General features: G+C 64.4%; 24 protein-coding genes and 2 pseudogenes. 13 read left to right on the top strand and 13 right to left on the bottom strand.

What is annotated here, in order from left to right; translation table 11 throughout:
- Position 1: 1 nt before the first annotated feature.
- Positions 2 to 1,000, top strand: coding sequence for a L,D-transpeptidase family protein (locus tag IVB07_RS20510; protein ID WP_018454414.1), 999 nt, complete (start codon positions 2 to 4; stop codon positions 998 to 1,000).
- A 41-nt stretch (positions 1,001 to 1,041) separates the two neighbouring features.
- Here the strand turns inward: IVB07_RS20510 and IVB07_RS20505 are convergent, their stop codons facing one another.
- From IVB07_RS20505 to IVB07_RS20495, 3 genes and pseudogenes are all read right to left on the bottom strand, one after another.
- Positions 1,042 to 1,458, bottom strand: coding sequence for a cupin domain-containing protein (locus IVB07_RS20505; RefSeq protein WP_018454413.1), 417 nt, complete (start codon positions 1,456 to 1,458; stop codon positions 1,042 to 1,044).
- Positions 1,459 to 1,468: 10 nt separating this feature from the next.
- Entirely contained in the window at positions 1,469 to 2,212 is a 744-nt protein-coding gene (locus tag IVB07_RS20500; protein ID WP_018454412.1) for an SDR family oxidoreductase, read from the bottom strand.
- 234 nt (positions 2,213 to 2,446) lie between these two features.
- Positions 2,447 to 3,459, bottom strand: a pseudogene (locus tag IVB07_RS20495) (formylglycine-generating enzyme family protein).
- A gap of 359 nt (positions 3,460 to 3,818) precedes the next feature.
- Between IVB07_RS20495 and IVB07_RS20490 the strand changes: the two are divergent.
- The gene (locus tag IVB07_RS20490; protein WP_018454411.1) at positions 3,819 to 4,838 is read left to right on the top strand and encodes a helix-turn-helix domain-containing protein; all 1,020 of its coding nucleotides are present in this window, start codon (positions 3,819 to 3,821) and stop codon (positions 4,836 to 4,838) included.
- 126 nt (positions 4,839 to 4,964) lie between these two features.
- Here the strand turns inward: IVB07_RS20490 and IVB07_RS20485 are convergent.
- A pseudogene (locus IVB07_RS20485) lies at positions 4,965 to 6,041 on the bottom strand (methyl-accepting chemotaxis protein).
- A 276-nt stretch (positions 6,042 to 6,317) separates the two neighbouring features.
- Between IVB07_RS20485 and recJ the strand changes: the two are divergent.
- The 3 genes from recJ to IVB07_RS20470 all read left to right on the top strand — a co-directional run bounded on the left by recJ (position 6,318) and on the right by IVB07_RS20470 (position 9,921).
- The gene (gene recJ, locus IVB07_RS20480; RefSeq protein WP_247362891.1) at positions 6,318 to 8,159 is read left to right on the top strand and encodes a single-stranded-DNA-specific exonuclease RecJ; all 1,842 of its coding nucleotides are present in this window, start codon (positions 6,318 to 6,320) and stop codon (positions 8,157 to 8,159) included.
- Between the two features lie 45 nt (positions 8,160 to 8,204).
- Positions 8,205 to 9,014, top strand: coding sequence for a glucose 1-dehydrogenase (locus IVB07_RS20475; protein ID WP_026232728.1), 810 nt, complete (start codon positions 8,205 to 8,207; stop codon positions 9,012 to 9,014).
- Between the two features lie 109 nt (positions 9,015 to 9,123).
- Positions 9,124 to 9,921, top strand: a complete 798-nt coding sequence (locus IVB07_RS20470) for an aldolase (protein ID WP_018454407.1) — start codon at positions 9,124 to 9,126, stop codon at positions 9,919 to 9,921.
- Between the two features lie 6 nt (positions 9,922 to 9,927).
- Here IVB07_RS20470 and IVB07_RS20465 read toward each other — a convergent pair whose 3' ends face one another.
- Positions 9,928 to 11,148 (bottom strand): lytic murein transglycosylase, encoded by a 1,221-nt coding sequence (locus IVB07_RS20465; protein ID WP_018454406.1) that lies wholly within the window; start codon positions 11,146 to 11,148, stop codon positions 9,928 to 9,930.
- Between the two features lie 135 nt (positions 11,149 to 11,283).
- Here IVB07_RS20465 and IVB07_RS20460 point away from each other — a divergent pair, with 135 nt between their 5' ends.
- The 3 genes from IVB07_RS20460 to IVB07_RS20450 all read left to right on the top strand — a co-directional run bounded on the left by IVB07_RS20460 (position 11,284) and on the right by IVB07_RS20450 (position 12,110).
- On the top strand, positions 11,284 to 11,544 hold the full coding sequence (locus IVB07_RS20460) for a hypothetical protein (protein ID WP_018454405.1): 261 nt from the start codon (positions 11,284 to 11,286) through the stop codon (positions 11,542 to 11,544).
- Positions 11,545 to 11,602: 58 nt separating this feature from the next.
- Positions 11,603 to 11,854: a hypothetical protein gene (locus tag IVB07_RS20455; protein WP_018454404.1), complete on the top strand. Its 252-nt coding sequence runs from the start codon at positions 11,603 to 11,605 to the stop codon at positions 11,852 to 11,854.
- A gap of 85 nt (positions 11,855 to 11,939) precedes the next feature.
- On the top strand, positions 11,940 to 12,110 hold the full coding sequence (locus tag IVB07_RS20450) for a hypothetical protein (protein ID WP_018454403.1): 171 nt from the start codon (positions 11,940 to 11,942) through the stop codon (positions 12,108 to 12,110).
- Between the two features lie 27 nt (positions 12,111 to 12,137).
- Here the strand turns inward: IVB07_RS20450 and IVB07_RS20445 are convergent, their stop codons facing one another.
- Positions 12,138 to 12,659, bottom strand: coding sequence for a MarR family transcriptional regulator (locus IVB07_RS20445; RefSeq protein ID WP_018454402.1), 522 nt, complete (start codon positions 12,657 to 12,659; stop codon positions 12,138 to 12,140).
- Positions 12,660 to 12,713: 54 nt separating this feature from the next.
- Here IVB07_RS20445 and IVB07_RS20440 point away from each other — a divergent pair, with 54 nt between their 5' ends.
- Together IVB07_RS20440 and IVB07_RS20435 are read left to right on the top strand one after the other, a co-directional pair.
- Positions 12,714 to 13,193, top strand: a complete 480-nt coding sequence (locus tag IVB07_RS20440) for a carboxymuconolactone decarboxylase family protein (RefSeq protein WP_018454401.1) — start codon at positions 12,714 to 12,716, stop codon at positions 13,191 to 13,193.
- Positions 13,194 to 13,214: 21 nt separating this feature from the next.
- Positions 13,215 to 13,712 (top strand): cupin domain-containing protein, encoded by a 498-nt coding sequence (locus tag IVB07_RS20435; protein WP_026232727.1) that lies wholly within the window; start codon positions 13,215 to 13,217, stop codon positions 13,710 to 13,712.
- A gap of 30 nt (positions 13,713 to 13,742) precedes the next feature.
- Here IVB07_RS20435 and IVB07_RS20430 read toward each other — a convergent pair whose 3' ends face one another.
- The 3 genes from IVB07_RS20430 to efp all read right to left on the bottom strand — a co-directional run bounded on the left by IVB07_RS20430 (position 13,743) and on the right by efp (position 17,025).
- Positions 13,743 to 14,729 carry a DUF808 domain-containing protein gene (locus tag IVB07_RS20430; protein WP_018454399.1) on the bottom strand — a complete coding sequence of 329 codons (987 nt, stop codon included), beginning with the start codon at positions 14,727 to 14,729 and terminating at the stop codon, positions 13,743 to 13,745.
- A gap of 83 nt (positions 14,730 to 14,812) precedes the next feature.
- A complete protein-coding gene (locus tag IVB07_RS20425) occupies positions 14,813 to 16,435 on the bottom strand; it encodes a M23 family peptidase (protein ID WP_247766633.1) in 1,623 nt (540 codons plus the stop codon).
- Between the two features lie 23 nt (positions 16,436 to 16,458).
- A complete protein-coding gene (efp, locus tag IVB07_RS20420; protein WP_026232726.1) occupies positions 16,459 to 17,025 on the bottom strand; it encodes an elongation factor P in 567 nt (188 codons plus the stop codon).
- Positions 17,026 to 17,187: 162 nt separating this feature from the next.
- Between efp and epmA the strand changes: the two genes are divergently transcribed.
- Genes epmA through IVB07_RS20405 form a run of 3 tightly spaced genes read left to right on the top strand, consistent with a single transcriptional unit; the run spans position 17,188 to position 19,638 of the window.
- Entirely contained in the window at positions 17,188 to 18,252 is a 1,065-nt protein-coding gene (gene epmA / locus IVB07_RS20415) for an EF-P lysine aminoacylase EpmA (protein WP_018454396.1), read from the top strand.
- A complete protein-coding gene (locus tag IVB07_RS20410) occupies positions 18,249 to 19,343 on the top strand; it encodes a lysine-2,3-aminomutase-like protein (protein WP_026232725.1) in 1,095 nt (364 codons plus the stop codon). The genes epmA and IVB07_RS20410 overlap by 4 nt, the downstream gene beginning before the upstream one ends.
- Before the next feature lie 43 nt (positions 19,344 to 19,386).
- A complete protein-coding gene (locus tag IVB07_RS20405; protein ID WP_018454394.1) occupies positions 19,387 to 19,638 on the top strand; it encodes a hypothetical protein in 252 nt (83 codons plus the stop codon).
- A gap of 54 nt (positions 19,639 to 19,692) precedes the next feature.
- Here IVB07_RS20405 and IVB07_RS20400 read toward each other — a convergent pair whose 3' ends face one another.
- The 4 genes from IVB07_RS20400 to IVB07_RS20385 form a co-directional block, all read right to left on the bottom strand.
- Positions 19,693 to 20,778, bottom strand: a complete 1,086-nt coding sequence (locus tag IVB07_RS20400; RefSeq protein ID WP_018454393.1) for a 3-deoxy-7-phosphoheptulonate synthase — start codon at positions 20,776 to 20,778, stop codon at positions 19,693 to 19,695.
- Between the two features lie 235 nt (positions 20,779 to 21,013).
- Positions 21,014 to 21,592: an HdeD family acid-resistance protein gene (locus IVB07_RS20395; RefSeq protein WP_026232724.1), complete on the bottom strand. Its 579-nt coding sequence runs from the start codon at positions 21,590 to 21,592 to the stop codon at positions 21,014 to 21,016.
- A 74-nt stretch (positions 21,593 to 21,666) separates the two neighbouring features.
- Entirely contained in the window at positions 21,667 to 22,707 is a 1,041-nt protein-coding gene (locus IVB07_RS20390; RefSeq protein WP_018454391.1) for a PrsW family glutamic-type intramembrane protease, read from the bottom strand.
- Positions 22,708 to 23,277: 570 nt separating this feature from the next.
- On the bottom strand, positions 23,278 to 23,550 hold the full coding sequence (locus IVB07_RS20385; protein ID WP_018454389.1) for a hypothetical protein: 273 nt from the start codon (positions 23,548 to 23,550) through the stop codon (positions 23,278 to 23,280).
- Positions 23,551 to 23,586: the final 36 nt, after the last annotated feature.

Here is a 23,586-nt window from a genome sequence, read left to right as displayed (position 1 = left end):
GATGTCGCTCGGAAAAGCGGGGCAGATTTGCATCTTTCTGGTCTTCGCTCTGGCTGCGCCGCCGGCGTTCGCCGCGGAGATCGACGCCGCTGCCATCAACGTCGCCGAGCCGTCGAAGAAAACCCTGTCGAACGATAAGCCGACCGCGGCGGGGGTCCGGTTGCAGGTCCTGCTGGACCGCGCGCACTTCTCGCCCGGCGAGATCGACGGCAGATTCGGCGAGAACGCCAAAAAGGCGTTGCGGGCCTATGCCGAAGCACGGCAGCTGCCGGTTTCGGACGCCGTGACGGACGATGTCTGGACCGCGTTACGGGCGGACGACCGGCCGGTGACGATGACCTATGCCATCACCGAGCAGGACGTGGCGGGTCCTTTCCTGAAAAAGCTGCCGTCGAGGATGGAGGACATGAAGGAGCTTACAAAGCTCGGCTTCACCAGTGCGCGCGAGGCCCTGGCCGAGAAATTTCACATGAGCGAGCAGCTCCTGGTCGCGCTCAACTCCGGGCGTCATTTCGATCGCGCCGGCGACACCATCGTCGTGGTGGACACATCAGGCGCAGGCGAGGGCATCCCCACCAAGGCCGAGAGGATCGAGGTCGACAAGATCAGGCAGACCGTAAAACTGTTCGACAAAACGAATGCGCTGATCGGATTTTATCCCGCGACCGTCGGCAGCGAAGAGAAGCCGTCGCCCTCAGGTACGCTCAAGGTCACGGAAGTCAGCCGAAATCCGTACTATCGCTACAATCCCGCTTATCGCTTCAAGGGCGTCCATTCCCGCAAGCCCTTCACCATCAAGCCCGGCCCGAACAATCCGGTCGGCACGGTCTGGATCAACCTGTCTGCCGAGGGCTACGGCATTCACGGCACGCCTTCGCCGGAGAAGATTTCCAAGGCGGAATCTCACGGCTGCGTGCGTCTGACCAATTGGGATGCCGAGCGCGTCGCCGGGCGTGTCTCGAAGGGCACGCCGGTGGCATTCGTGGGCAGCCCCGGATGAACAAACGCCTCGAGGTGGCAACGCCGCTCGCCGATTGTGCGCTATTTCGGGATCGGCATCGTCAGCTCCTTGTCGGCCGTATCCACCACGAAGACGGCCAGCAATTTTGCGGGTTCGGTCTCGCTGGCATTGGCGCTGACGGCATGGCGGTCGCCGGGCTTTTCGGAGAAGTTCTCGCCCTTGTGAAAGACCTTGGCCGGGCCGTCATTGACCTGACTGCGTATCGCTCCTTCCAGGACGGTGGCGTAGATGAAAGCCGAGGGCGCGTGGATGTGGGCCGGCGAGGAGCCTCCGGGACCATACTCGACCAGTACGCCCTTCATGCTCTTGCCCGGGACATTGGGCAGCGCCTGGTCGAACACGACCGTCACCTTGGCCGTGGGCGTCGCCGTCTCGGCGGCATGGGCTGTCAGGAATGATGCGGCATAAACAGCGGTTGCGATGAGCAATCTGCGCATGGGGGTCTCCTCAAAGTCTCGCGAGCCATGTTGCGAGCGGCGTTTTGCCAAGCCGCGCCTCGCCGAGAGGGTTCAGCGATGTGTCGTCGATGGGAGCGCCGTAGTACGGCGCCTTTGGGTCTCCCACCACCGGTCGGGGGTCGCCGGACGCCTTCAGGCGGCGTGCGATGAATTCATCAAAGGGCGCCTTCTCAGGTCCTGCGATATCGATCGTGCCGTTGAGCGGCGGGCTCATCGCGACTTCTGCGAGGCGATCGGCCACGTCCTCGGCCGCGATGGGCTGAAACAATGCCGAGGGAACAACGATCCCACCCTCGGCCGCACCCATCTCGGCAATGGCGCTGAGGAATTCGAAGAACTGGGTGGCGCGGACGATCGAGTAGGGGACCGGCGAAGACTTGATGATAGTCTCCTGCGCCAGCTTGGCGCGAAAATAGGAGTTATCGGGCGAGCGCTCGGTTCCGACGATCGAGAGCGCCACATGATGCTTCACGGCCGCTGCGGCCTCAGTCGCAGCGAGGTTTTTGCTCGAACGCTCGAAGAATTCCAGCACGGCCGCGGGCTCCCAGGACGGCGCGTTGGCAACGTCGACGACGACATTGGTGCCCGCCAGCACTGCTGCGAGACCTTCCCCGGTCACCGCGTTCACGCCCGACTTCGGCGAAGCCGCGACCGCGTCGTGGCCTTGCTGCTTGAGCTTCGCCACCAGCTTGGATCCGATCAATCCGGTCCCGCCGATCACGACGATCTTCATGGCCTATCTCCTCGGCACGTTGCGGGCGCGAGCGTTTCAGGGTCGACGGCGCGCGCGTCGCGATGCGATGAGGCGACTCTTACCGGGGAAATGGGGCAGGCTCTTGCCTGTAACCGGCCTGCCTTGTCCAAAAATGATGAAGATGTTTATCGATCGCCGATAGATAAGTTGCATATCGAAATAGCCCGACGCGCGGAGCGCACCGCTGGCGCCAGCCACCACCAGCGGCGCGCGCTAGATTGCAGCACGTCCTTCGTGTCGGCGTTCGGTTACAGACGGCAATCGCACTACGCAGCGGAACCCGACATGGCTGGTCGAGGTATCGACCGGCTCGGCGTGCCGCGCGGCCGGGCGGTATCGGCGGCAATAGTTCGGCGCGCAGAGGTGCGAGCCGCCCTTGAGGACCGTGAGCGGAATCTGGATGTCGGGGAGGCGAGGGTCGTAGCTTGTGTGCTCACCGCCGCCGCGGGGATTTTTGGGGATGCAGCAGGGTTTTGCGGCGTCGGCGGCGTGTTTTGACGACCACCAGTCGGAGGTCCACTCCCAGACATTGCCGATCATGTCGTAGAGGCCGTAGCCGTTCGGCGGGAAGGCCATGACCGGCGAGGTACGCTCGTACCCATCCTCGCCGAGATTCTGGACGGGGAAGTTGCCCTGCCAGATATTGGCCATGTGTTTGCCGCCCGGCATCAGCGCATCGCCCCAGGCGTATTCCTCCGCCTCGAGGCCGCCACGCGCCGCAAATTCCCATTCCGCCTCCGTCGGCAGGCCCTTGCCGGCCCAGTGGGCATAGGCTGCCGCATCGCTAAAGGAGACGTGGACGACGGGATGATCGTCGAGATCCTCGATGTGCTGCCAGGACCATAGGGATGACGCCAGTTGGCGCCGCGCAGGAATGTCCACCACTGGCTCCAGTCGGTGAGATCGGTGATGCGCGGCAGCGGTGAGAACACCCGCGATCCCGCGTAGAGCATCTCTGCCAGCGCGCCCGGATAGTCCTTCGGATCGGGAACGATCTGCGCCTCGGTGACATGGCCGGTTGCGTCGACGAACTGCTTGAACTGCCGGTTGGTCACGGGCGTGCGGTCTATCCAGAAGCCGTCGACAGCAACGCGATGGCTCGGCGCTTCCTCGGGATAATGATGGTCGGATCCCATGCGAAAGGTTCCGCCGGGAATGAAGACCATCTCGCCGGTCTTCAAATCATCCGGCAACCACTCGCAGTGATCCAGATCTGCTCGCAACATGGTGGAAGCTCCGATGCTCGTAGTCCACCTGATGCTACTGCGCCAACCTGGCAGACTTCGACGATAGCTCTCTGCCCGGCCCATTAGACGCATTGTCTAGCCCCGTTTTTTTGGCACTCGGGGAGAGGAGGACGCTGCGTCAACATCTCTTTCTTTTGCACGCACGTTTTCGACCACGCGGCAAATCCATGCCGCGTGCGCTCTGCCATCCCCAAAGCGCGTCCGCTCAATATCGCTAAGGTTGCAAACGGTACCCGAAGATTGGACGGCTGTGATGTGCAGTTTGTGCCAGTCTGCGGGGGAGTTGGTGAGGCCTCGCGTGCCGCAGAATTGTCGCGCTTCAGTAACACGGTACAGCCATGGGGCAAGTCCTCCTGGTTGATTCGCGCAAGCTGGACGGTTTCGAAGGACTTCAGCAGGCCGTCCACGGCTCGCATGTCGATGTGATGCAACTCGGCCGCGGTCGGTTGCGCGGAACGTTGTCCCATGTCGGCATCGGCGACTTCTCGCTCAGCATTGGTGCGTTCAACGTCGGCATGCGCACGCAGCGGGTTTCCAGCGACGACAAGCTGATCATCGGGATGCTGCTCGCGGCCGAAGAGCGCGTCGCCCACTGGTCGTTCGACATGCAGCTCAACGATGTGCTCGTCATTCCGCCGCTGCTCGAACATGACGGTGTTTTTCACGGCGGCTCCGCTTACGCCGCCATGCGGTTCGACCTCAACGAGGTCGCGACGCTGTTCGCCGGAAAAGCACGGCTGAGTGATCCTGACACCTGGCGCAGCCGCGGTCATTTCCGCGCGGACATCGAGAGCGGCGCGATCGCCTCGCGCCGCCTGGTCCGGATCATGTCGCACCTGCGCGACAACAAATACGGACTGACGCCATCAACAGCCGATTTCTGGAAACGATCGATCGCCGAATGCATGGCTGCCAACGTCGCGTCGTCGCTGCCACCCGACGGCAATGGCTGGCTCCCTTCCGCGCGACGGCTGATCCGCAAGGTCGAGGAGTTTCTCGACGACGCCGGCACCCGTCCGGTGCACGTGTCGGAAATTTGCGCGGCGCTCGGCGTATCGCGGCGCACCCTTCACCGCGCGTTTCAGGAGGTATTCGGTCTCGGCCCGGTCAGCTTCCTCAGGCACAAGCGTCTTTGCGCTGTTCATTCGATCCTGCACCAGAGCGCACCCGGCTCGACCACCGTGACAGCGGTCGCCATGCAGCAGGGCTTTTACGAACTCGGCCGGTTCTCGCAATACTACCTGGCAATGTTCGGAGAGCGTCCGTCGCAAACGCTCGGAATCGCGGCGGTGCAGGCCGCCGAAGACGAGATCGCCAGAGCCTCGCGCTTTGAGCCTGGACCGCGAACGACGCCATGATGGCATGCATGCCAGTGTTTTGCAGGCGTCAAACGGCGAAAAAACTGTCATGAAAACAACCGGATGGCTACCGTGTATGGGGTTGTTTTCACGGTTTTGAGTTGGATAGGCGAGCCGCCTCCAGCTTCAGGCCCCGCAGACGATCACGCCGTACCAGCCCAGGCCGCGATAGGTCTCGTAGCCGGGCGTCGCATGGAACGCGACCAGCGTGCCCGAGCCGTCCTGCTAGAAGCCGGAACGCTGGCCGTTGAGCGACAGCGAGATGCGTTCGCTGAGAATGCCTTGTCCGTCGGAAGCGGCGATCACGCGAATATTGGAGTCGACCAGCAGCACGCGCGCCTTGTCGCTGTCGCCAACGCGCACGCCTTGCACGATGGCGCGGGCCTGCGCCTCCCAGTCGAAATGGATGGCGAGCACCCCGATCGGCGCGCCGTTGGCCTGGCCGCCGGCGCGGACGCTGGCGCAATAGGGCGCGACCTGGGCATTGCCGAGCAGCGGCTGGTTCTCGACGTCGCCGGCGACATAGTCGTCGCCGGAGCGCAGGGTCTTGGCCTCGCGAAACCATTTGGTGTGGGCGACGTTCTGGCCGACAGCGCGAAAGCGGTCGGCGCGGCCGTTGGCGATGACGTTGCCGTCGAGATCGCAGAGCCAGAGGTCGAGATAGACGGTATAGGCTCCTAGGATCACACCGAGACGCTGCGAGGCATGGGACACGGCCGCGGCGTCGGGCGAGGCCGCGCAACCGACCAGCGCGGAATCGGTCGCCCACCAGCGCACGTCGCAGGTCCGTTCATAGAGGTTGCGGTCGATCAGCTCGATGGCGTTGAGCGAGAGGTCGACCATGCGCTCGCCGCGCGAGCGCTGGCTCATGCGGTCGATCGAGGCGACGAGGTCGCCGGTGCGCTTGGTCAGCTGGCTTTCGAGTTCGCGGGCGATAGTCTCGACCTGCTGGCCGACGCCGCGGACCTCCTGCGCCACCACGGCGAAGCCCGCGCCCTGCGCGCCGGCGCGCGAGCTTTCGATCAACGCGTTCAGCGCCAGCATCTTCATCTGGTTGGTGATCTGCTGGATCGCCTTGGTCTTGTCGACCGCGATCTGGTTGACCTCCGCCGTGAGGCGGTTGATCAGCGCGGAGATGTCGGAATCATCATCAGCGGGTTCATTTGCGATCGGCTTGGCTTTGAGACCCAGCGCAGCAGACATCGGGGGCTTCCCTTGGCAATGAGGTCTGATCTGCAACGAACCCGGAACAATCACTGACAGATCGAATACGATTCTTTTTCGAAGATTCCGCCTACGCCTGCTTAATTTGCTGTTTTGCGGAATGCTCAAATGATAGTCAGTCCGGGTAGCAAAGCGGCAATCCACCGCTTTGTGCCGCGCAGACGTTGCAAATCCCGAGGGATTGCGGGCCAATCGTCCGTCGGCCGGACGATGCAATCCCTCCGGCTCCCAGGTTCCTCAAACCGACAGCTGTTCATGACGCCGCCCGCTACCGCCTTGCCCGTCGAAGCGCCCCAGGCGTTCCTGGGAGTGGCGCGCTCGCTCACCGACAAGCTTTGGCGCGACCGGCTGGATGCCCGCGGGGCGGCGAAAGCGCTTGCCATCGTGCAGCGCCACCAACTGCCCGAGCTCCTGGCGCGGGTGCTGGCAGGCCGCGGCGTCGACAGCGACGCCGTCGCAGATTTCCTCGATCCCACCATCCGCAAGCTTCTGCCGGACCCGTTCACGGTGACGGAGATGGAGGCCGCCGCGAAGCGGATCGCGGATGCCGCAGCGAACGGCGAGAAGGTCGCGATCTTCGGCGACTACGATGTCGACGGCGCGACCTCGGCGGCGCTGCTGACCTGGCATCTGCGGCATTGCGGGCTCGATCCGCTGATCCACATTCCCGACCGCATCTTCGAGGGCTACGGGCCCAACACGGAAGCCGTGCGCGCGCTGGCCGAAAAGGGCGCCACGCTGCTCGTCACCGTCGATTGCGGCACCACCAGCATCGAGCCGCTCGCCGAAGCAAAACGTATCGGCATGTCCGTCGTCGTGATCGACCATCATCAGGCCGGCACGGAGCTGCCGGAGGTCGACGCGCTGGTCAATCCGAACCGGCTCGACGATCTCTCCGGCCTCGGCCATCTCGCCGCCGTCGGCCTCGTGCTGGTGACGCTGGTCGCGGTCAATCGTGAATTACGCCAGCGCGGCTTCTGGAATGCGGAGATGCCCGAGCCGGATCTGCTCGGCATGCTGCATCACGTCGCGCTCGGCACGGTTGCTGATGTCGCGCCGCTGATCGGTCTCAACCGCGCGTTCGTCGCCAAGGGCCTGATCGCGATGCGGCGGCGCGACCATGTCGGCCACACAGCGCTGATGGACGTGGCGCGGCTCAACGGCCCGCCGGAGGCCTGGCATCTCGGCTTCATGCTGGGGCCGCGCATCAATGCCGGCGGTCGCATCGGCCGCGCCGATCTCGGCGTGCGCCTGCTTTTGGAGGGTGACAGCGTCGAGGCCGCGCGGATCGCCGCCGAACTCGACCGCCTCAACAGCGAGCGCCGGGTCATCGAGCAGGCGGCCGAAGCGCAGGCCGAAGCCGAGGCGCTCGCCTCGATCGGGCTCGAGGACAAGATCGGCGTGATCGTCACGGCCTCCGAAGGCTGGCATCCCGGCGTGGTCGGTCTCGTTGCGTCCCGGTTGAAGGAGAAGTTCTCGCGGCCCGCCTTTGCGATCGCGCTGGAGCCCGGGGGCATCGGCACCGGCTCCGGCCGTTCGATTGCCGGCGTCGATATCGGCAAGGCCGTGCGGCAGGCGGTCGCCGATGGCATTCTGCTGAAGGGGGGCGGCCACGCGATGGCTGCGGGGGTCACGCTGCGGAAGGAAAAACTCGCCGAGTTTCGCGCCTACCTCGAGAATGCGTTGGGGCGCGACGTTGCCGAGGCGCGCCACGTCAACGAGCTCTACATCGACGGCGCGGTCTCCGCGCGCGCGGTGACGACCGAGCTTGCAGCGACGCTCAACCGCGCGGGTCCCTTCGGCAGCGGCAATCCGGAAGCCGTGTTGGCGCTGCCGGCGCACCAGCTCGTCTATGCCGACGAGGTGGGACAGGCACATTTGAGGCTACGCTTCAAGTCGGGCGAGGGCGCCATCGTCAACGGCATCGCGTTCCGTTCGATCGGACAGAAGCTCGGCAACGCGCTCGTTGCCAATCGCGGCCAGCAATTGCATGTCGCGGGATCATTGTCGGTCGATCGCTATCAGGGCGCCGAGCGTGTGCAATTTCGCGTCATCGACGTCGCGCTACCCGATCAGGGACCATCCATGATTAGATAGGCCCGGCAAACAACAAAAAAGCTAACAGCAAAACTGGGAGTGAACATGGCAGGGCAGGTTGAGGGTAAAGTGGCGCTGGTGACGGGCGGCGCCTCCGGCATCGGCGAAGCCGTCGTCGAGCTATTCGCGCGCGAGGGCGCCACCGTCATTGCCACCGACATCGACGAGCTGCGCGGCCCCGAGCTCGCCAATCGCATCACCAAGGCCGACGGCAAGGCGATTTTCCTGGAGCAGGACGTCACCAGCGAAGAGCGCTGGATCGAGATCACAGCCGAGATCGCGAAGCGCTTTGGCCGGCTTGATATTCTCGTCTCCAACGCCGGCATCGGCATCGCCGTGCCCTCGATCGTCGACATGACGCTCAGCGACTGGCGCAAGCAGAACGCGATCAACCTCGACGGCGTCTTCCTCTCGGTCAAGCATTGCCTGCCCTTGATGCGCAAGACCGGCGGCGGCTCGATCGTCATGATGTCCTCGCTCGCGGGCCTGCGCGGCGCGCCTGGGCTGTCGGCCTATTCGGCGACCAAGGGCGGCGTGCGGCTGTTCGCGAAGTCAATCGCGATGGAGTGCGCGGCCGCCGGCGACGGCATCCGCGTCAACTCCGTCCATCCCGGCATCATCGACACCCCGATCTGGGGCAAGATCCCGACCGGCGCGACCGGCAACCAGGGCAATGCACCGATCGATCCCGAGGAGCGTGCGCGCCTCGTCACGCCGCTCGGCCGCGCCGGCCATGCTTCTGAGATTGCCTCCGGCGTGCTGTATCTGGCCTCCGATGCCTCGTGCTACGTCACCGGCAGCGAGCTCGTCATCGACGGCGGCATGAATGCCGGCGGCGTGCCGCGGCGGCAATAGACCGCCTCGCGGGCTGCGAAGGGCAGGGTGGCGCCCGCGGGGGCTGACGCGCAGGCGTCGGACCTGTACAACGCGGGCGTCTTCCGATCGACAGAGGTGTCCTTCCGCCATGGCGCACAGCCTTCACTCATCGTCCTCCACGCCAGCAACGTTCCGCTCGAACCGTCCGGACCTCGTCACCGACGCGATCCGCAGCGCGCGCGAGGATCTTGCCGCCTGCTTTCGGATGGCTGCGCGCAACGGCTTTGAGGAGGGCATCTGCAACCACTTCTCGGCCGTGGTGCCGGGCCATGACGATCTCTTCCTGGTCAACCCTTACGGCTACGCCTTCCGCGAGCTGACCGCGTCAAAGCTGCTGATCTGCGATTTCCACGGCAGCGTGCTCGACGGCGAGGGCGTACCCGAGGCGACCGCGTTCTACATCCATGCCGAGATGCACAAGCGCCTGCCGCGCGCCAAGGTCGCCTTCCACACCCACATGCCCTACGCCACGGCGCTGTCGATGACCGAGGGCGATCCGCTGATCTGGGCCGGCCAGACCGCGCTCAAGTTCTACGGTCGCACCGCCGTGGACCGCGACTACAACGGCCTCGCGCTCGACAACCGCGAAGGCGCGCGCATCGCATCCGCCGTTGGGGATGCCGATATCATCTTCATGAAGCATCACGGCGTGATGGTGTTGGCACCGACCATCGCGGAAGCCTGGGACGATCTCTACTATCTCGAACGCGCCGCCGAGGTGCAGGTGCTGGCGATGTCGACCGGGCGACAGATGCTGCCGGTCGATCCCGCGATTGCAGCCGAGACCTACAGGCAGATGCGCGAGGGCGATTCCGAATCTGCACGGCTGCATCTTGCGGCGATCCGGCGGCAGCTCGATGCGGAGGAGCCGCAATACCGGCATTGAGCCGGCCTAAGACCCCTGGCGTAGCTTCGCCAGCACCTTCAGCCCGCCATAGCCGTCCGCAGGCACGATACCGGCCCTCTGCTGAAAATCCTTGATTGCCTTCATCGTGTCGTTGCCGACGCGGCCGTCGGTGCCGCCGGTGTCGAAGCCCGCCTTGGTCAGGCGCGTCTGCATCTCCTGCACCTCGGCGAGTGTCAGCGCGCGCTCGGAGCCGGGGAACGGCTGGATGAAAGGCGGGGCGCCGAGGCAGCGGTCGCCGAGATGGCAGATCGCCAGGGCATAGTTCATCGAGGGATTGTAGCTCTTCACCGCGTTGAAATTCGGTCCCAGCAGAAACGTCGGCCCGCCCGCAACCGGCGTCCACATCTGCGCGGATGCGGAGGCTTGCGGGAATGGCTGGCCGTCGGCGCGGGTGACGCCGGCCGCCTGCCAAGCCGCATAGGTCCGGCTGCCGCTCATCTCACCGGGCGTGCGCACCTCGTAGCCCCAATGCTCGCCGCGGTGCCACTTGCCGCGATTGACGAGATATTTTGCCGTCGAGCCCAGCGCGTCGTCGGGCTTGCCGAACGGCGACACCTTGCCGTCGCCATCATAGTCGATGCCGACATTGAGCCAGACTTCCGGCATCCATTGCGAATGCCCCATCGCGCCGGCCCAGGATCCCTGCATCTGCTCCGGCGTGCTCCAGCCCTTGTCGACGATGCGTAGCGCGTTGATCAGCTCGGTTTCCCAATAGGCCTTGCGTCGCGGTTCGTTCCAGGCGAGGGCGGCGAGCGAGGGAAACACCGGCGTCATGTGGTTCTGCTGCACCAGCGGATCGCCATAGGCGGACTCGACGCCCCACAGCGCCAGCAGCGTGCCGCGCTCGACGCCGAAATCGCGCTCGATGCGCGCGAGCAGCGCCTCGTTGTTCTTCAGCGCGATCTTGCCGTTGATGATGCGCCAGTCGGAGACGCGACGGTTGATGTATTGCCAGACCTGCTCATGAAATTCGGGCTGGTTCCGCATCTGCTTGAACACGCTCATGTCGGGCTCGACCCGCGCCATCGCACGCTGCCATGTCGCAGCCGAGATGCCCTTGGCCATGGCACGAGCGCGAAAACCCTCACGCCATTCGTCGAAGCCTGGAGGTGCGGCGAAGACATGCGTCGGGAAAGCGAGCAGGGTGGCGGCGCCGATCGTGAAGGCGCGGCGGGTATGATGGATCGAGGAATCAGCGTGTTTCATCGACTTATTGTAGCGGGAAATGCGGCTCCTGTGAGTCGGTTCCTGGAGGGTCGGGAACGGGACGTCCGTCCTGTTCCTTCCGGAACAAATTGTCGCACTCACGCATTCCCTCCGCATGCAATCGAGGAGGACGAGATGAGGAAATATCTGTTTGCGGCCGCCATGGTCACCGCTATCGCAGCCCCCGCATTCGCCGACGAAGTCGGTGTTCATGTTGGTCCGGTCGGCGCCGGCGTGACCGTCGGACAGTCCCCGGAATATCGAGAGCGTGACCGCGATCGTGATCGCACCACCGTGATCAAGGAGCGCGAGCCTGCCGACCGCACCACCGTCATCAAGAAGGAAGATGAATTCGGTGACCGCGAAAAGACCGTGATTCATCACGACAACGACTAACGGAGCGGGGCCCCGGCCGATGGTCGGGGCCCGCCTTCCGTCGAGAATTCGGGGTCGAATGAAGATACGCGCGCATGCAGAGAGCCACGTCGTCGAGCTCGACGACGGATCACAATGGCAGATTTTCCCTGGCGATCTCGCCACCACACTGAGCTGGAAGCCCGAAACCGATCTGCACCTGGAGCGAAGCGGCGAGCGGGTGAGTTCGCATGAGCTGGTGAACGACGCCGATCAAAGCCGCGTGCGGGTGATCGCAGCGGGCGAGACCTGGCCCGATGGCGAGGTTAAGAAAGTGTTGAAGGGCGGGTAGGGCGCGCCTGCAACGGGTCGGATATCCCCAATTTTGAGCCTGTCACTTTACGGTCGATTCGCTTCCGTCTGCGCACAATGCGTGAATGCAGGAGCTGTTCGACATCATCCGCGCCAATCCCTGGCCGTTCGGCGCCGGGTTGTTCGTCGTCGTCCTGATGATCCTCGCGGAGAACTTTGGGCGCGGTATTCAAGGCCACGGCGCCGTCAGTGACTTCCCGGATTCGGACGGTGGCGACGGCGGAGGCGGCGACTAGGTCCCGCCAGCGGCAAGCGCGCTTCGCCTAGTCCTCCTGCAAATCGGCCGCGATGCCTGCGAGCCAGCGGCGAATGCTTGCCTCGGCCTTGACATCGAGCCCGGCGGCCAGCCGCTTCTCCAACGCAATCACCCTTTCCCGGCACGCTTTCAAAAGCGCCGTGCCGCGCGGAGTCAGCGTCCATTGCTGGATGCGGCCGTGGACGGGATGCGGCGTCATCACAATCGCGCCGTCACGCTCGAGATTGCGGATGATGACGCCGACGGTCTGGGGCGTCAGAAAGGTGAGGCGGGCAACGTCGGCGCCCGAGAGGCCCGGATAGGCGTTGAGCATGGTCAGCACCGCGAATTGCGGTGAGGTGACACCGAGATCGGCGAGCGACCGCTCCATCGTCAGACGGACTGCGGCGTGGGCCTGGCGCAAGAGATAGCCGAGATAGCCTTGCTCGCCGCGCTTGCCTTCCCCTGGGGCTGGCACGCGCACGGCGTCAGGCTTGGCAGTCTTGCGCCGGGATTTCGATCTCGTGATACTGGGCGACTTGCGCAACATGTAAGTGCTCTTATAAGATGTAAGCGGTCTTACAATACCACGAGGTGAACGGCAATGTCACACGCCCGCAGCGAATACGAGGATTTCAAGAAGATCGCGCCGGATGCGTATGAGCTGGTGCTGGCGCTCGGCCAGGTGGCGGCCAAGGCCGGTCTCGACAAGCAGCTTCTCGAACTGGTCAAGCTCCGGGCATCGCAGATCAACGGCTGCGCCTTCTGCGTGCAGCATCACATCCTGCTTTCGGAGCGGATCGGCGTGCCCGTCGACAAGCTCAATTTGGTCGTGGTCTGGCGCGAGGCGCCGATCTTTTCCGCGCGCGAACGTGCCGCGCTGGCCTGGACCGAGGCGCTGACCTGCCTGCCCGACGGAGTCGGCGAGGGCGTGTATGCCGAGGCGAGCCGTGAATTCTCCGAGACCGAACTGACGTACCTGACCTCTGCGGTTGCCTCGATCAACGTCTGGAATCGTTTCGGTGCGGCGTTTCGCTGGACACCGGCGAAGCGACCGGTCGCAGCGAATGCGGCGGCATCCTGATTGCAACGAAGGGAGATCGTGATGACGGTAGTAAGTTTGCCCACCACATTGGCGCCATCGCGTTCGATGGCGATCGCCGTCGTCGGCGGGCTTGCGTGCGCGCTTGCGATCGGCAAGGCGTTGCCGGTGACGATGGACACCATTTCCGGCGCACTCGCGCCGCTCTGCGCCACCGCCGCCGAAAGCTCGCCGCTGGACAAGGTCGAGCCGATCGACTCCTACGCGCTGCCGAACGTGCCGGGCAAGCGCGTCACCATCGTGCGCGTGTTCTACGGCCCTGGCGGGTTCTCGCGGCCGCATCGTCACGCAGGATCCGTCACCGCCTACATAACCAAGGGCAAGATCCGCTCCCAGCTCGGCGGCGGCCCGGTCGAGACGTTCGGCCTCGGCCAGTCCTTCTTCGAGCCGCCCGGCTCGACGCATCTGGTCTCGGCCAATGCCAGCACCACGGAGCCGGCGGAATTGATTGCCGTGTTCGTGGCGGACGAGGGCGCGCAACTCACGACGTTGCTGGAGTAGCCGGCACCCGCAATCTGCAGCCGCTTTTGTTCAGGTCGGCTGCGATCGCTTCAGACGTTTCCATAGCGGTGAAAGACCGTATGTGACGGCCGGTATCGCAACTGCGCCGACAAGGAGCCCAATAACGCCTGAAATGGCTGCCTCGACCGCCCATCCGACGGTGCCGGCAATGGAGGGAAGGCGGTGCGCGGCAGCCTCGGTCGCGGCATGAACCGTATGGCCGACTACCGGTGGGCCGTATTGTTCGATGCCGTGCAGGATGATGCCGCCACCGACCCAGATCATCGCGGCGGTGCCGATGGTGCTCAGCACCGCCAGGAAGACAGGCATGCCGCGGACCAGCGCACGTCCAAGCAATCGGATTGCGCCGCCAACAAGCGAGGCGCCGTCATACCGCGCAAGGGCCAGGCCGACATCGTCCGCCTTCACGATCAAGGCGACCACGCCGTAGACTCCAACAGTGATGAAAATGGCGACGAGTGCGAGCACGAGCGCCTGGGTCCAGATGCTGCCCGCCGGGACGGCCGCCAGCGTGATCGCCATGATCTCCGCCGACAGGATGAAATCCGTTTTGATGGCGCTTGCGACTTTCTTGTCCTCGACCGACCGCGCGTTCAATGCAATTGGCTGGGGCTGGGCTTCGTGGTGGCGCGCATCATGCGGCATCGCGGCTTCGAGCACCTTCTCGGTGCCCTCATAGCACAGAAAGGCGCCGCCCAGCATGAGCAGCGGCGTGACCGCGGCGGGAAGGAAATAACCAAGCAACAGGGCAATGGGCAGCAGGATCAGCAATTTATTGCGCAGCGACCCAACCGCAATCTTGCCTACGATCGGCAGTTCGCGTTTCGAGGCAAAGCCGATCACGTAGTTCGGCGTGACGGCTGCGTCATCGATGACCACGCCAGCCGCCTTTGCTCCCGCCTTGGCCGTTTGGCCCGCGACATCGTCGAGCGAGGCTGCCGCCACCTTTGCGATCGCTGCGATATCGTCGAGAAGACCAATCAGTCCGACACTCATCAACCCAGTTCCTTCGGCCTTCCATCGGGCGGTGTGTGCGACAACACGCTTTTGCACTGCCTGGCAATGGAAGGAGCAAGCCGTTAGTTCTCGTCGCCGCCCGATCCCTCGCGCAGGTCCGGCTTGAGCACGTCCTCCGGCAGCGCATGCGCCACAGGCTGTGGCGTGCCGGCGATCTCCGGGCCGACCTCGCGGCCGCGGGCGTGGATCAGGCGCTCATAGGCGGAGACCAGCGTGACGTAAGGACTGACCCAGATCCAGCCGTCGCGGGTGAACACTTGCACGTCGAAATGCAGGTGCATCGAGGTGCCGGCGGGATGGTCGAGATAGTTCGAGACCACGCCGATCTTCTCGCCCTCCGATACGATGCGGCCATTGAGCAGGCCATCGGCGTTCAGCGCCTGCGGGTTCATATGCATGTAGCGGAAGCGAATGTGCTCGCTCCGGCTGTTGATTTGCAGCGTCACAGCCTGGTCCTTGGAAGCGCGTATAACCCTCGCATCCCGCACGGCGACGACGGCGCGCTGCTTGGGATCACAGGCTTGGCGGCCTTCACCAGGCGGTGGGCACTCGGCCGCGCGGATGTCCTCGCCCTGATGGCCATAGCCGCCGCCGCATTGCCAGACCTCGAAACTCCGGGATTCGCAGAAATTGTCGCGCCAGGGATAGGCGGTCGTGCTCTCGATCTTGTCGCGCTTGGCATAGGATTGCGAGTGCACGAACGCGGGCGCCTTCTCGAGAGGAAACCGGATCTGTGCGTAGGCCATCACGTCGGGATGGCCGCCCTGCTTGCGATAGCCGGTGTTCGGGATGATGTCGCCGCTCGGCCTGTAGGTGAAGTCCGCGGAGCGTACCGTGGGACGATCGAGAATGTTGGAAGCGATGTCCGTGAGCGGCCGCATGCGCTGGCCGCCCGCCACGCGCAGCGCCTTCAGGAAGCGCTCGGCGATCGGATAGGCCTCCTTGCAGGCAAGCCGCCGCGGCTTGGCAACGCTGTCGAGGCATTGGATCGACACCACATAGGCGACGCCGAAACGGGTGAAAGCGTAGCGCATATAGCCTTCCCGGATGAACTTGCGCAGGTCCGGGTAGAGCGCCGCGAGCGGTTTGACCGGCTCGCCCTTGCCGCCCGAGGGATCGGCAATGTCATAGACCAGCGCCGAGCCCGTGATCTGCACCTCGACCGGCCTTGCGAAGACCCGGCTCGGCATGCCGTCTCCGGTACCAGGCTCGAACGAAAAGGTCGCGCTGTAGCCGGCGGGACCTGCATCGAACAGGTCGACGGAATTGAAGTCAGCCTGGTAGCGCGACAGCGCGACGGTCGCCGGCGCGCCATTGCGCCGAGCTTCGAGATACGCGGCAGCGTCGAACGGCAGCAGCACGGGCACGGAGCTGCGGGCGATGCCGGTGAAGAATTGCGAGGAGATCGCGTTGAGCTGCACCAGCGCCGGCATCGCGCGCGGATCGTAGCGCGGCACCGAACGACGGGGTGCGAAGATGAAGTCTTCCGCGGCCCGGGGATGGACGTTGATTTCGGTGCGGAGCTGGTCAAGCGCCGCGCGCCAATCGACGCGCAGCGCCGTGAGTGAGGGGCTGCGGAACTCATCCGCAGCAAGTGGAGAGGCAATGAGGAGCGAAAGCGACGCCAGAAGTTGCGAGACGAAGCGGAAACTTTTCCCAACCACTGTCTCGCCCCCCGGCGGCACCTGTTGCGCTCGCTTTGGTCCCGTCAGTCCTTGGCACGCTCGGAGTAGGAGCCGTCTTCGGTCATCACGACGATTCGGGTGCCGACGGCGATGTGCGGCGGCACCGTGGTGCGAACGCCATTCGAGAGCACGGCGGGCTTGTAGGACGAGGAGGCGGTCTGCCCCTTGGTCACGGGCTCGGTCTCGATCACTTCCAGCGTCACGCGCTGCGGCAGGGCGATCGATACCGGGTTGGAACCGTGCAGCGATAGCTTGACCGTCATGCTCTCCTGAAGATAGGCCGCCGCATCGCCGATCACATCCTTGGACACCTGGACCTGGTCATAGGTCTCCGGGTTCATGAAGTGATAGCCGTCACCATCTTCATACAGGAAGGTGTAGTTGCGCTCTTCGATTGTGGCCTTCTCGACCTGATCGGTGGTCTTGTAGCGCTCGGAGATCTTTACCCCGTCCGAGATTCGGCGCATTTCGATCTGGCTGACCGGGGTGCCCTTGCCGGGATGGATGTTCTCGGCGGTCACGACGACATATAGCTTGCCGTCTTGCTCGATCACGTTGCCCTTGCGAATAGAACTGGCGATGACTCTCAAAGCTGTATTTCCTGCTTGCTTGGCCCGGCTCGGGCCAGGACGTGGTCAAATTGATGGGGGACCTGGGGCCCCAAATCAGACCGCGGCACCCGTTTCGGGCCGCAACATACTGGTTTTGCCGTTGGATGCCAGCATTTTGCTGGCTTGCGGGACAGCCGGTTAATGGCTGGGGACAAGCCGATGTCGCCGTTCTGGTCCCCCTCGCGGCATCTCGACCGCCGGCCCTTCTTGCAGGCCAGGGGAGCCATCACTGGGGCTCTACGGGGATTTTTCGTCGAGCAGGGCTTCGTCGAGGTCGAAACCTCCGTTCTCCAGGTCTCCCCGGGCAACGAGACCCACCTGCACGCCCCCCGGACCGAGATCATGCGGCCCGACGGCAGCCGTGTGAGCCGATATTTGCGGACCTCGCCGGAATTCGCCTGCAAGAAGCTGCTGGCGGCCGGGGAGACCCGGATTTTCGAGTTCGCCCGGGTGTTCCGGGACCGTGAGCGCGGCGACCTGCATTTGCCCGAATTCACCATGCTGGAATGGTACCGGGCAGGCGCGCCCTATGACGCCATCATGGCCGACTGCGTCGTCCTCATCGCCCGCGCGGCCCAGGCGACCGGTATCGGCGCCTTCACCTTCCGCGGCCGGACCGCAGATCCTTTCGCCGAGCCGGAGCTTGTGACGGTTGCCAGCGCCTTCGAGCAGTTTGCGGGAATCGACCTGCTTGCGACCATTTCCGGCGGCGAGGGCGACCGCGCCGCGCTCGCGCGGTCAGTTGCCGGCAAGGTCCGCGTGGCCGAGGATGACACCTGGTCCGACATCTTCAGCAAGGTTCTGGTCGAGCATGTCGAGCCGCATCTGGGGCAGGGCCGTTTGACCATTCTGTTCGAATACCCATCTCCAGAGGCGGCACTGGCGCGCGTGAAGGCGGGCGATCCCCGAGTCGCCGAGCGGTTCGAGGTCTATGCCTGCGGTGTCGAGCTCGCCAACGGTTTTGGCGAACTGACCGACGCCGAGGAGCAGCGCAAGCGCTTCACGCAATCCATGGCAGAGAAGCAACGCCGCTACTGCGAAGCCTATCCGCTGGACGAGGACTTTCTGGCCGCGGTCGCGGCGATGCCGGAGGCGAGCGGCGTCGCGCTCGGATTCGACCGCCTGGTAATGCTGGCGAGCGGCGCATCGCGAATTGATCAGGTGGTGTGGACGCCGCCTGCAAATGAAACGTTGAGCGAGACATGATGAAGAGCAATCTTGCGCGCACATTGCGCGAGCCGGCCGAACTTGTGGCCGAGCAGCTGGTGTCAGCCACAGCGCTGCCGGTGCTCGATCGCATTGCCGCACGCTATGCGGTTGCGATCACGCCGGCGCTGGTCGATCTGATCGACAGGTCCGATCCCGACGATCCCATTGCGCGCCAATTCGTTCCGACTGCCGCAGAGCTGGAGATGCAGCCGGGCGAGAATGCAGATCCGATCGGCGATCATTCGCACTCGCCGGTTCCCGGGATCGTGCATCGTTATCCCGACCGCGTGCTGTTCAAGCTCGTTCACGTCTGCGCGGTCTATTGCCGCTTCTGCTTCCGCCGCGAGATGGTCGGACCCGGCAAGGAGAACGCGCTCTCGGACGCCGCCTATCGCGCGGCGATCGACTACATCCGCGCGCACAGCGAGATCTGGGAGGTGATCCTGACCGGGGGGGATCCCCTGATGTTGTCGCCTCGGCGGATGGGCGAGATCATGGCCGATCTGGCCGGAATCGATCACGTCAAGATCATCCGCCTTCACACCCGCGTGCCGGCGGCCGATCCCGCGCGCATCAGCGACGAGATGGTGGCGGCGCTCAAGGCCGAAGGCGCCACCACCTGGGTGGCGCTGCATGCCAACCATGCGCGCGAACTGACGGGGCCCGCGCGTGCCGCCTGCGCGCGGCTGGTCGATGCCGGAATTCCCATGGTAAGCCAGTCCGTGCTTTTGCGCGGCGTCAATGACAACGCAATCGCTCTTTCGGATTTGATGCGAGCTTTCGTCGAATGCCGGATCAAGCCCTATTATCTGCATCACGGTGATCTCGCGCCCGGCACGGCGCATCTGCGAACGACACTCGCCGAGGGGCAGCATTTGATGCGGCAGCTGCGCGGACGGGTGTCAGGACTGTGTCAGCCCGACTATGTCATCGACATCCCCGGCGGTGCCGGCAAGTCGCCGGTGGGGCCGAATTACGTGTTGCCGATGCAAAATACCGCACCTGATGCGGGTGATGCGGCATCGGAAACGCGCTATCGTATCGTGGATTATTGCGGCGACGTTCACCTCTATCCGCCCGAGACCTGATTGGTCGTGATGGAGATGCTGGCCCGAGGAATGGAGAAGCAAAATGAGAAGCATCATCCTAGCACTGTCGCTTCTGACGGTGTTCGGCAGCGCCGGCTTCGCGCAAACGGGAAGCAAGGGATCGACGACCTCGGGACAATCGGCGGGTTCTTTGCCGCCTGCGCCCGTCGGTCATCGGCAGCCGCGCGCTGGCGACGTGCCAAGTGAGAAGAATCTGAGCGACCCGAACGATCCCCTCAGCAAGGAAAATCAGGCGCTCGACAAGAAGATCAAGAGCATCTGCCGCGGCTGCTAGGCGCCGGGAAAGCGGGCAGGGTGCGACAGCCTCACCCCGCCCGCAATCGTTTGGTCAGGCGGAGCGCTCGTGCAGCCCTGCGCGCTTGATGTTGCGCCGGATCTCGACCGCGTTAGCGAGCTGCTTGAGCACGGTTGCCGTGGTCGCCCAGTCGATGCAGCCGTCCGTGATGCTCTGGCCATAGGTGAGCGGCTTGCCCGGCACCACGTCCTGGCGTCCGGCGACGAGATTGCTCTCGACCATCACCCCCATGATGCGGTTCTCGCCGCCAGAAATTTGCCCGGCGATGTCGGCCGTCACGAGCGGCTGGTTTTCCGGCTTCTTGCTCGAATTAGCGTGGCTCACATCGACCATCACGAGCGGTGCGACGCTTGCTTTCGCCAGATCGTTGCAGGCCGCCGCGACGCTTGCCGCATCGTAGTTCGGCGTGCTGCCGCCGCGCAGGATGATGTGACAATCCTCGTTGCCCGCGGTTGAGGCGATCGCCGAGCGGCCGAGCTTGGTCACCGCCATGAAATGATGCGGATTCGAGGCCGACTTCACAGCGTCCGCCGCAATTTGCACATTGCCGTCGGTGCCGTTCTTGAACCCGACCGGGCAGGACAGCCCCGAGGCCAACTCGCGATGGATCTGGCTTTCGGTCGTGCGCGCGCCGATTGCGGCCCAGGACACGAGGTCCGCAATGTATTGCGGCGTCGTCATGTCGAGGAATTCGGTGCCGGCGGGCAGGCCGACATTATTTACCGCCGAGAGCACGTTGCGCGCCAGCCGCAGCCCCTTGTTGATGTCGAAGCTGCCGTCCAGATCAGGATCGTTGATCAGGCCCTTCCAGCCGACCGTGGTGCGCGGCTTCTCGAAATAGACCCGCATCACGATCTCGAGTTGGTCGGCAAGCTCTTCGCGCAAGCTCGCGAGGCGCTCGGCGTATTCGAGCGCGGCCCTGGGATCATGCACCGAGCAGGGGCCGACCACGACCAGAAGCCGGTCGTCCTGGCCATTGAGAATCGCATGGATGGCGTTGCGTGCGGCCATCACCACGCGCGTCGCGGTGAGCGTGCGCGGGACTTCCCGCATCACCTCTTCGGGCGTGCTCAGCTCTTTCAGTTCGCGGATACGAAGATCGTCGGTCGTGCTCAGCACGGCGGGCTCCTGTCATTTTGAGACCCTGCCGGCCAATAAAAAAGCCGCCAGGGTCTGGCGGCTTGTTCGGACGTTTGCTGCAATGTTTCAGATTGAGCGCGATCCTCCTGCCGCCAGCGAGCTGTCGTAGCTAAAGTACCAAATATAGCTGGTGACGAGGGTGATCATCGCCCGTCATATAGCGTGCGATCGGCGGCTTGTCACCCCCCAATAGACGTGACGGCCACGCGGCGCCTCAACTGTTGCTTTTGCGTGCCGCCAGCGCCATGCCGATCAGGGTGGCGCCGCCGAACAGCAGGTTGATGCCGACGAGGATACCGATCGCCCATTCCGCCGAGCTCGGCAGTCCCGTGATCACCATGAACGAGATCGCGATGTCGACGAGGCCCGAGATCAGGAGCCACGACCAGCGGCCGCCCGGCTCGCGGCGATGCTCCAGCGCGTACATGATGGTGGCGACGCCCTCGGCGAGGAAATAGGCGCCGAGCACGATGGTCAGCGTCAGCACGGCCTGGATCGGCCGCGCCAGCAGCAGCATGCCTGCAAGCACGGCCAGCGCGGCCGAGATCAGCGACCACCAGAAGCCCGGCGTGCTGCGCGCCCAATAGGTGGCGATCAATCCGCCGATGCCGCTGATCAGGAACATCCAGCCGAGGAAGATCGCAATCGCAAGGCTTGCGAGCGGCGGCAGGATCAGCGCGGCGACGCCAAGCACCGCAAGCAGGATGCCTTCGAACAGAAAGGCCTTCCAATGTGCCTTGACCGTCCCGCTCATGGCGGATTGCAGCCGGGAAAAATCCTCAGGCGATGTCATGGGCAGGCTCCGGATCGAGAGGTGTGTCCTCAATCTAGTCTAGTACGTGCACACCGCGCTTGCCATCCCGCGGCTCAGCCGCCGCCGTGCGCCGACGAAAAACCTTCGCCGCTGGTGCGGATGCGGTTGCGGCCGAGAACATAGATCGCGGTCGTGACGATCAGAAGTGCGAGGCCGAGCAGGATCGAGACCAGGCCGATCGGGATCAGGGCCAGCGTCAGATTGCGCTCGGGATTGATGAGCCAGTGATGGATCGAGGTCAGCACGAAGGCGAGCCCGAGAAAGCCGACGCCGCCACCGGCAAGCAGCAGCGCCCACATCCGGCGGAGCTGGCTGAGGCGCTCGCGCGCGACGTCGGTTCGGGGCGCGTGATGGCGCGCGACGCGCCGTACCAGGCGGATAGCGAAGGCGATCGAGCTGAAGCCGATCAGCAGGCTCGCGCCGCCCAACCACATCCGCAGCGCCGGATCGAGATCCGGCATGCGCTGAAGCGTGAGCAGGGGGAAGTCGAAGGCCGAATGCAGGGCGAGCGGACCTGCGAAGATCAGCAGCCGGCTGGAGAGACGAGCCCAGTCGCGATGATGGCGGTTGGCACCCAGCGCCGTGCCGGCGCGCGCGATGGTCAGATAGGCGCCGGCGATGATGCCGAGCGCGCCGTGGAACGGCACGGTCAGCACGCTGCGCAAGGCGGCCAGCGAGCGCCACATCTCGGCGTGCTGGACGAGATAGGCGAGGTTCTCGTAGGCGGCGAAGCCCAGGCCAACCGCGGCGCCATAGACCACGGTGTCCATCGGATTGGCGAAGGTCCGCCGCTTGGTCGAGGCGACCAGCACGATCGCGATCACCTTGACCGCTTCCTCCGGCAGCGCGACGCCGAAGATCGAATGCATGGCCAGTGCCGCCCACGGGTTGTCCGGGGCCGCAACCATCTTGGCGAAAGGGGCGCGGGCCAGGCCCAGCAGCGAAATGCTGGCCGCGCCGAGCAGGAAAGCGGTCCAGACCTGGGCCGGCGGTCCGGGGCGTTCCTCGGCGGCAATGACGAGCCACAGCATCAGCAGCGCCGGGGCAATGGCGGCCGTTCCGATGACGGTGGGTAACGCTTCAATCAGGTACATCGGCGCCGAAAATAGGTTCCCTTGATCCGCTTATCTACATTCCCTGATGCGACCTTGTGTCATGCGCTTGCTGTCGCGTCTCTTAACAAGCGTGACAGCCTGCGTTCATCAGGACAGTCGCCGAGGTGCAGAATAACGAGCGCAATCAATTGCATGACAGAACCACCTCGTCATCCCATGACAACGGTCGCGCGCCCGTCATCGGATCGCGATTGGTAAGTCAGATCAAGGCAATGTGCAGGTTTCTTCGATTGACGATGCACGTGTCGCCGCGGCAAGTCCAGAGCCGGGATTGCCCCGTCCGGGCTACGCACGGCCGGCCGAGCCGGTCTAGTCACGCTTGATCGCGCGGGATGGGGACGCGGTGCGGCGGCCCCGGAGTTGCTCCACCTCCCAGAAGGCGCGGATAAGGCACGTACCAAGGCAGAGCACGATGAGCAACAGCAGAAAGGCCTGATCGAAGGCGGGGATGTGAGTCATGGCAATGATAAAGCAACGGGCGTGCCACGCGTTCCCGCCACGCGCCCTGCCGCGGCGGCTGGCTGCCGATCGTAGCCCGCTTTGACTGTCTCAATGCGTGGTGAGCGGCGGCGGCGCGTCGGGCGCGACGTCGAAGGCGCCGAGATGGAACTCCTCGCCGGTGGACGCGTCCGGCTCGGAATGCTGCGCCATCAGCGTGAACGCGGCCTGCGGGTATTGCTTCCAGATATCGAGATCGTCGGCGGTGATGGTGAGCCAGCCGAACGTGTACATGTAGCGTCCGGGCTCGGTGACCCGGCCGACCCTGTCCCAGGTGATCTTGTCGACTCTGACCTTATCGACTGTAATTTTCTCGACTGCCATTCGGTCCCCCGATCGCAAGTCTGCAAATGACGTCCG

Origin of the sequence: Bradyrhizobium sp. 172 (assembly GCF_023101065.1) — a bacterium.
GTDB lineage: Bacteria > Pseudomonadota > Alphaproteobacteria > Rhizobiales > Xanthobacteraceae > Bradyrhizobium > Bradyrhizobium canariense_D.
The sequence above is the reverse complement of the archived record's forward strand: the minus strand, read 5'-3'. Positions and strand labels throughout refer to the sequence as shown.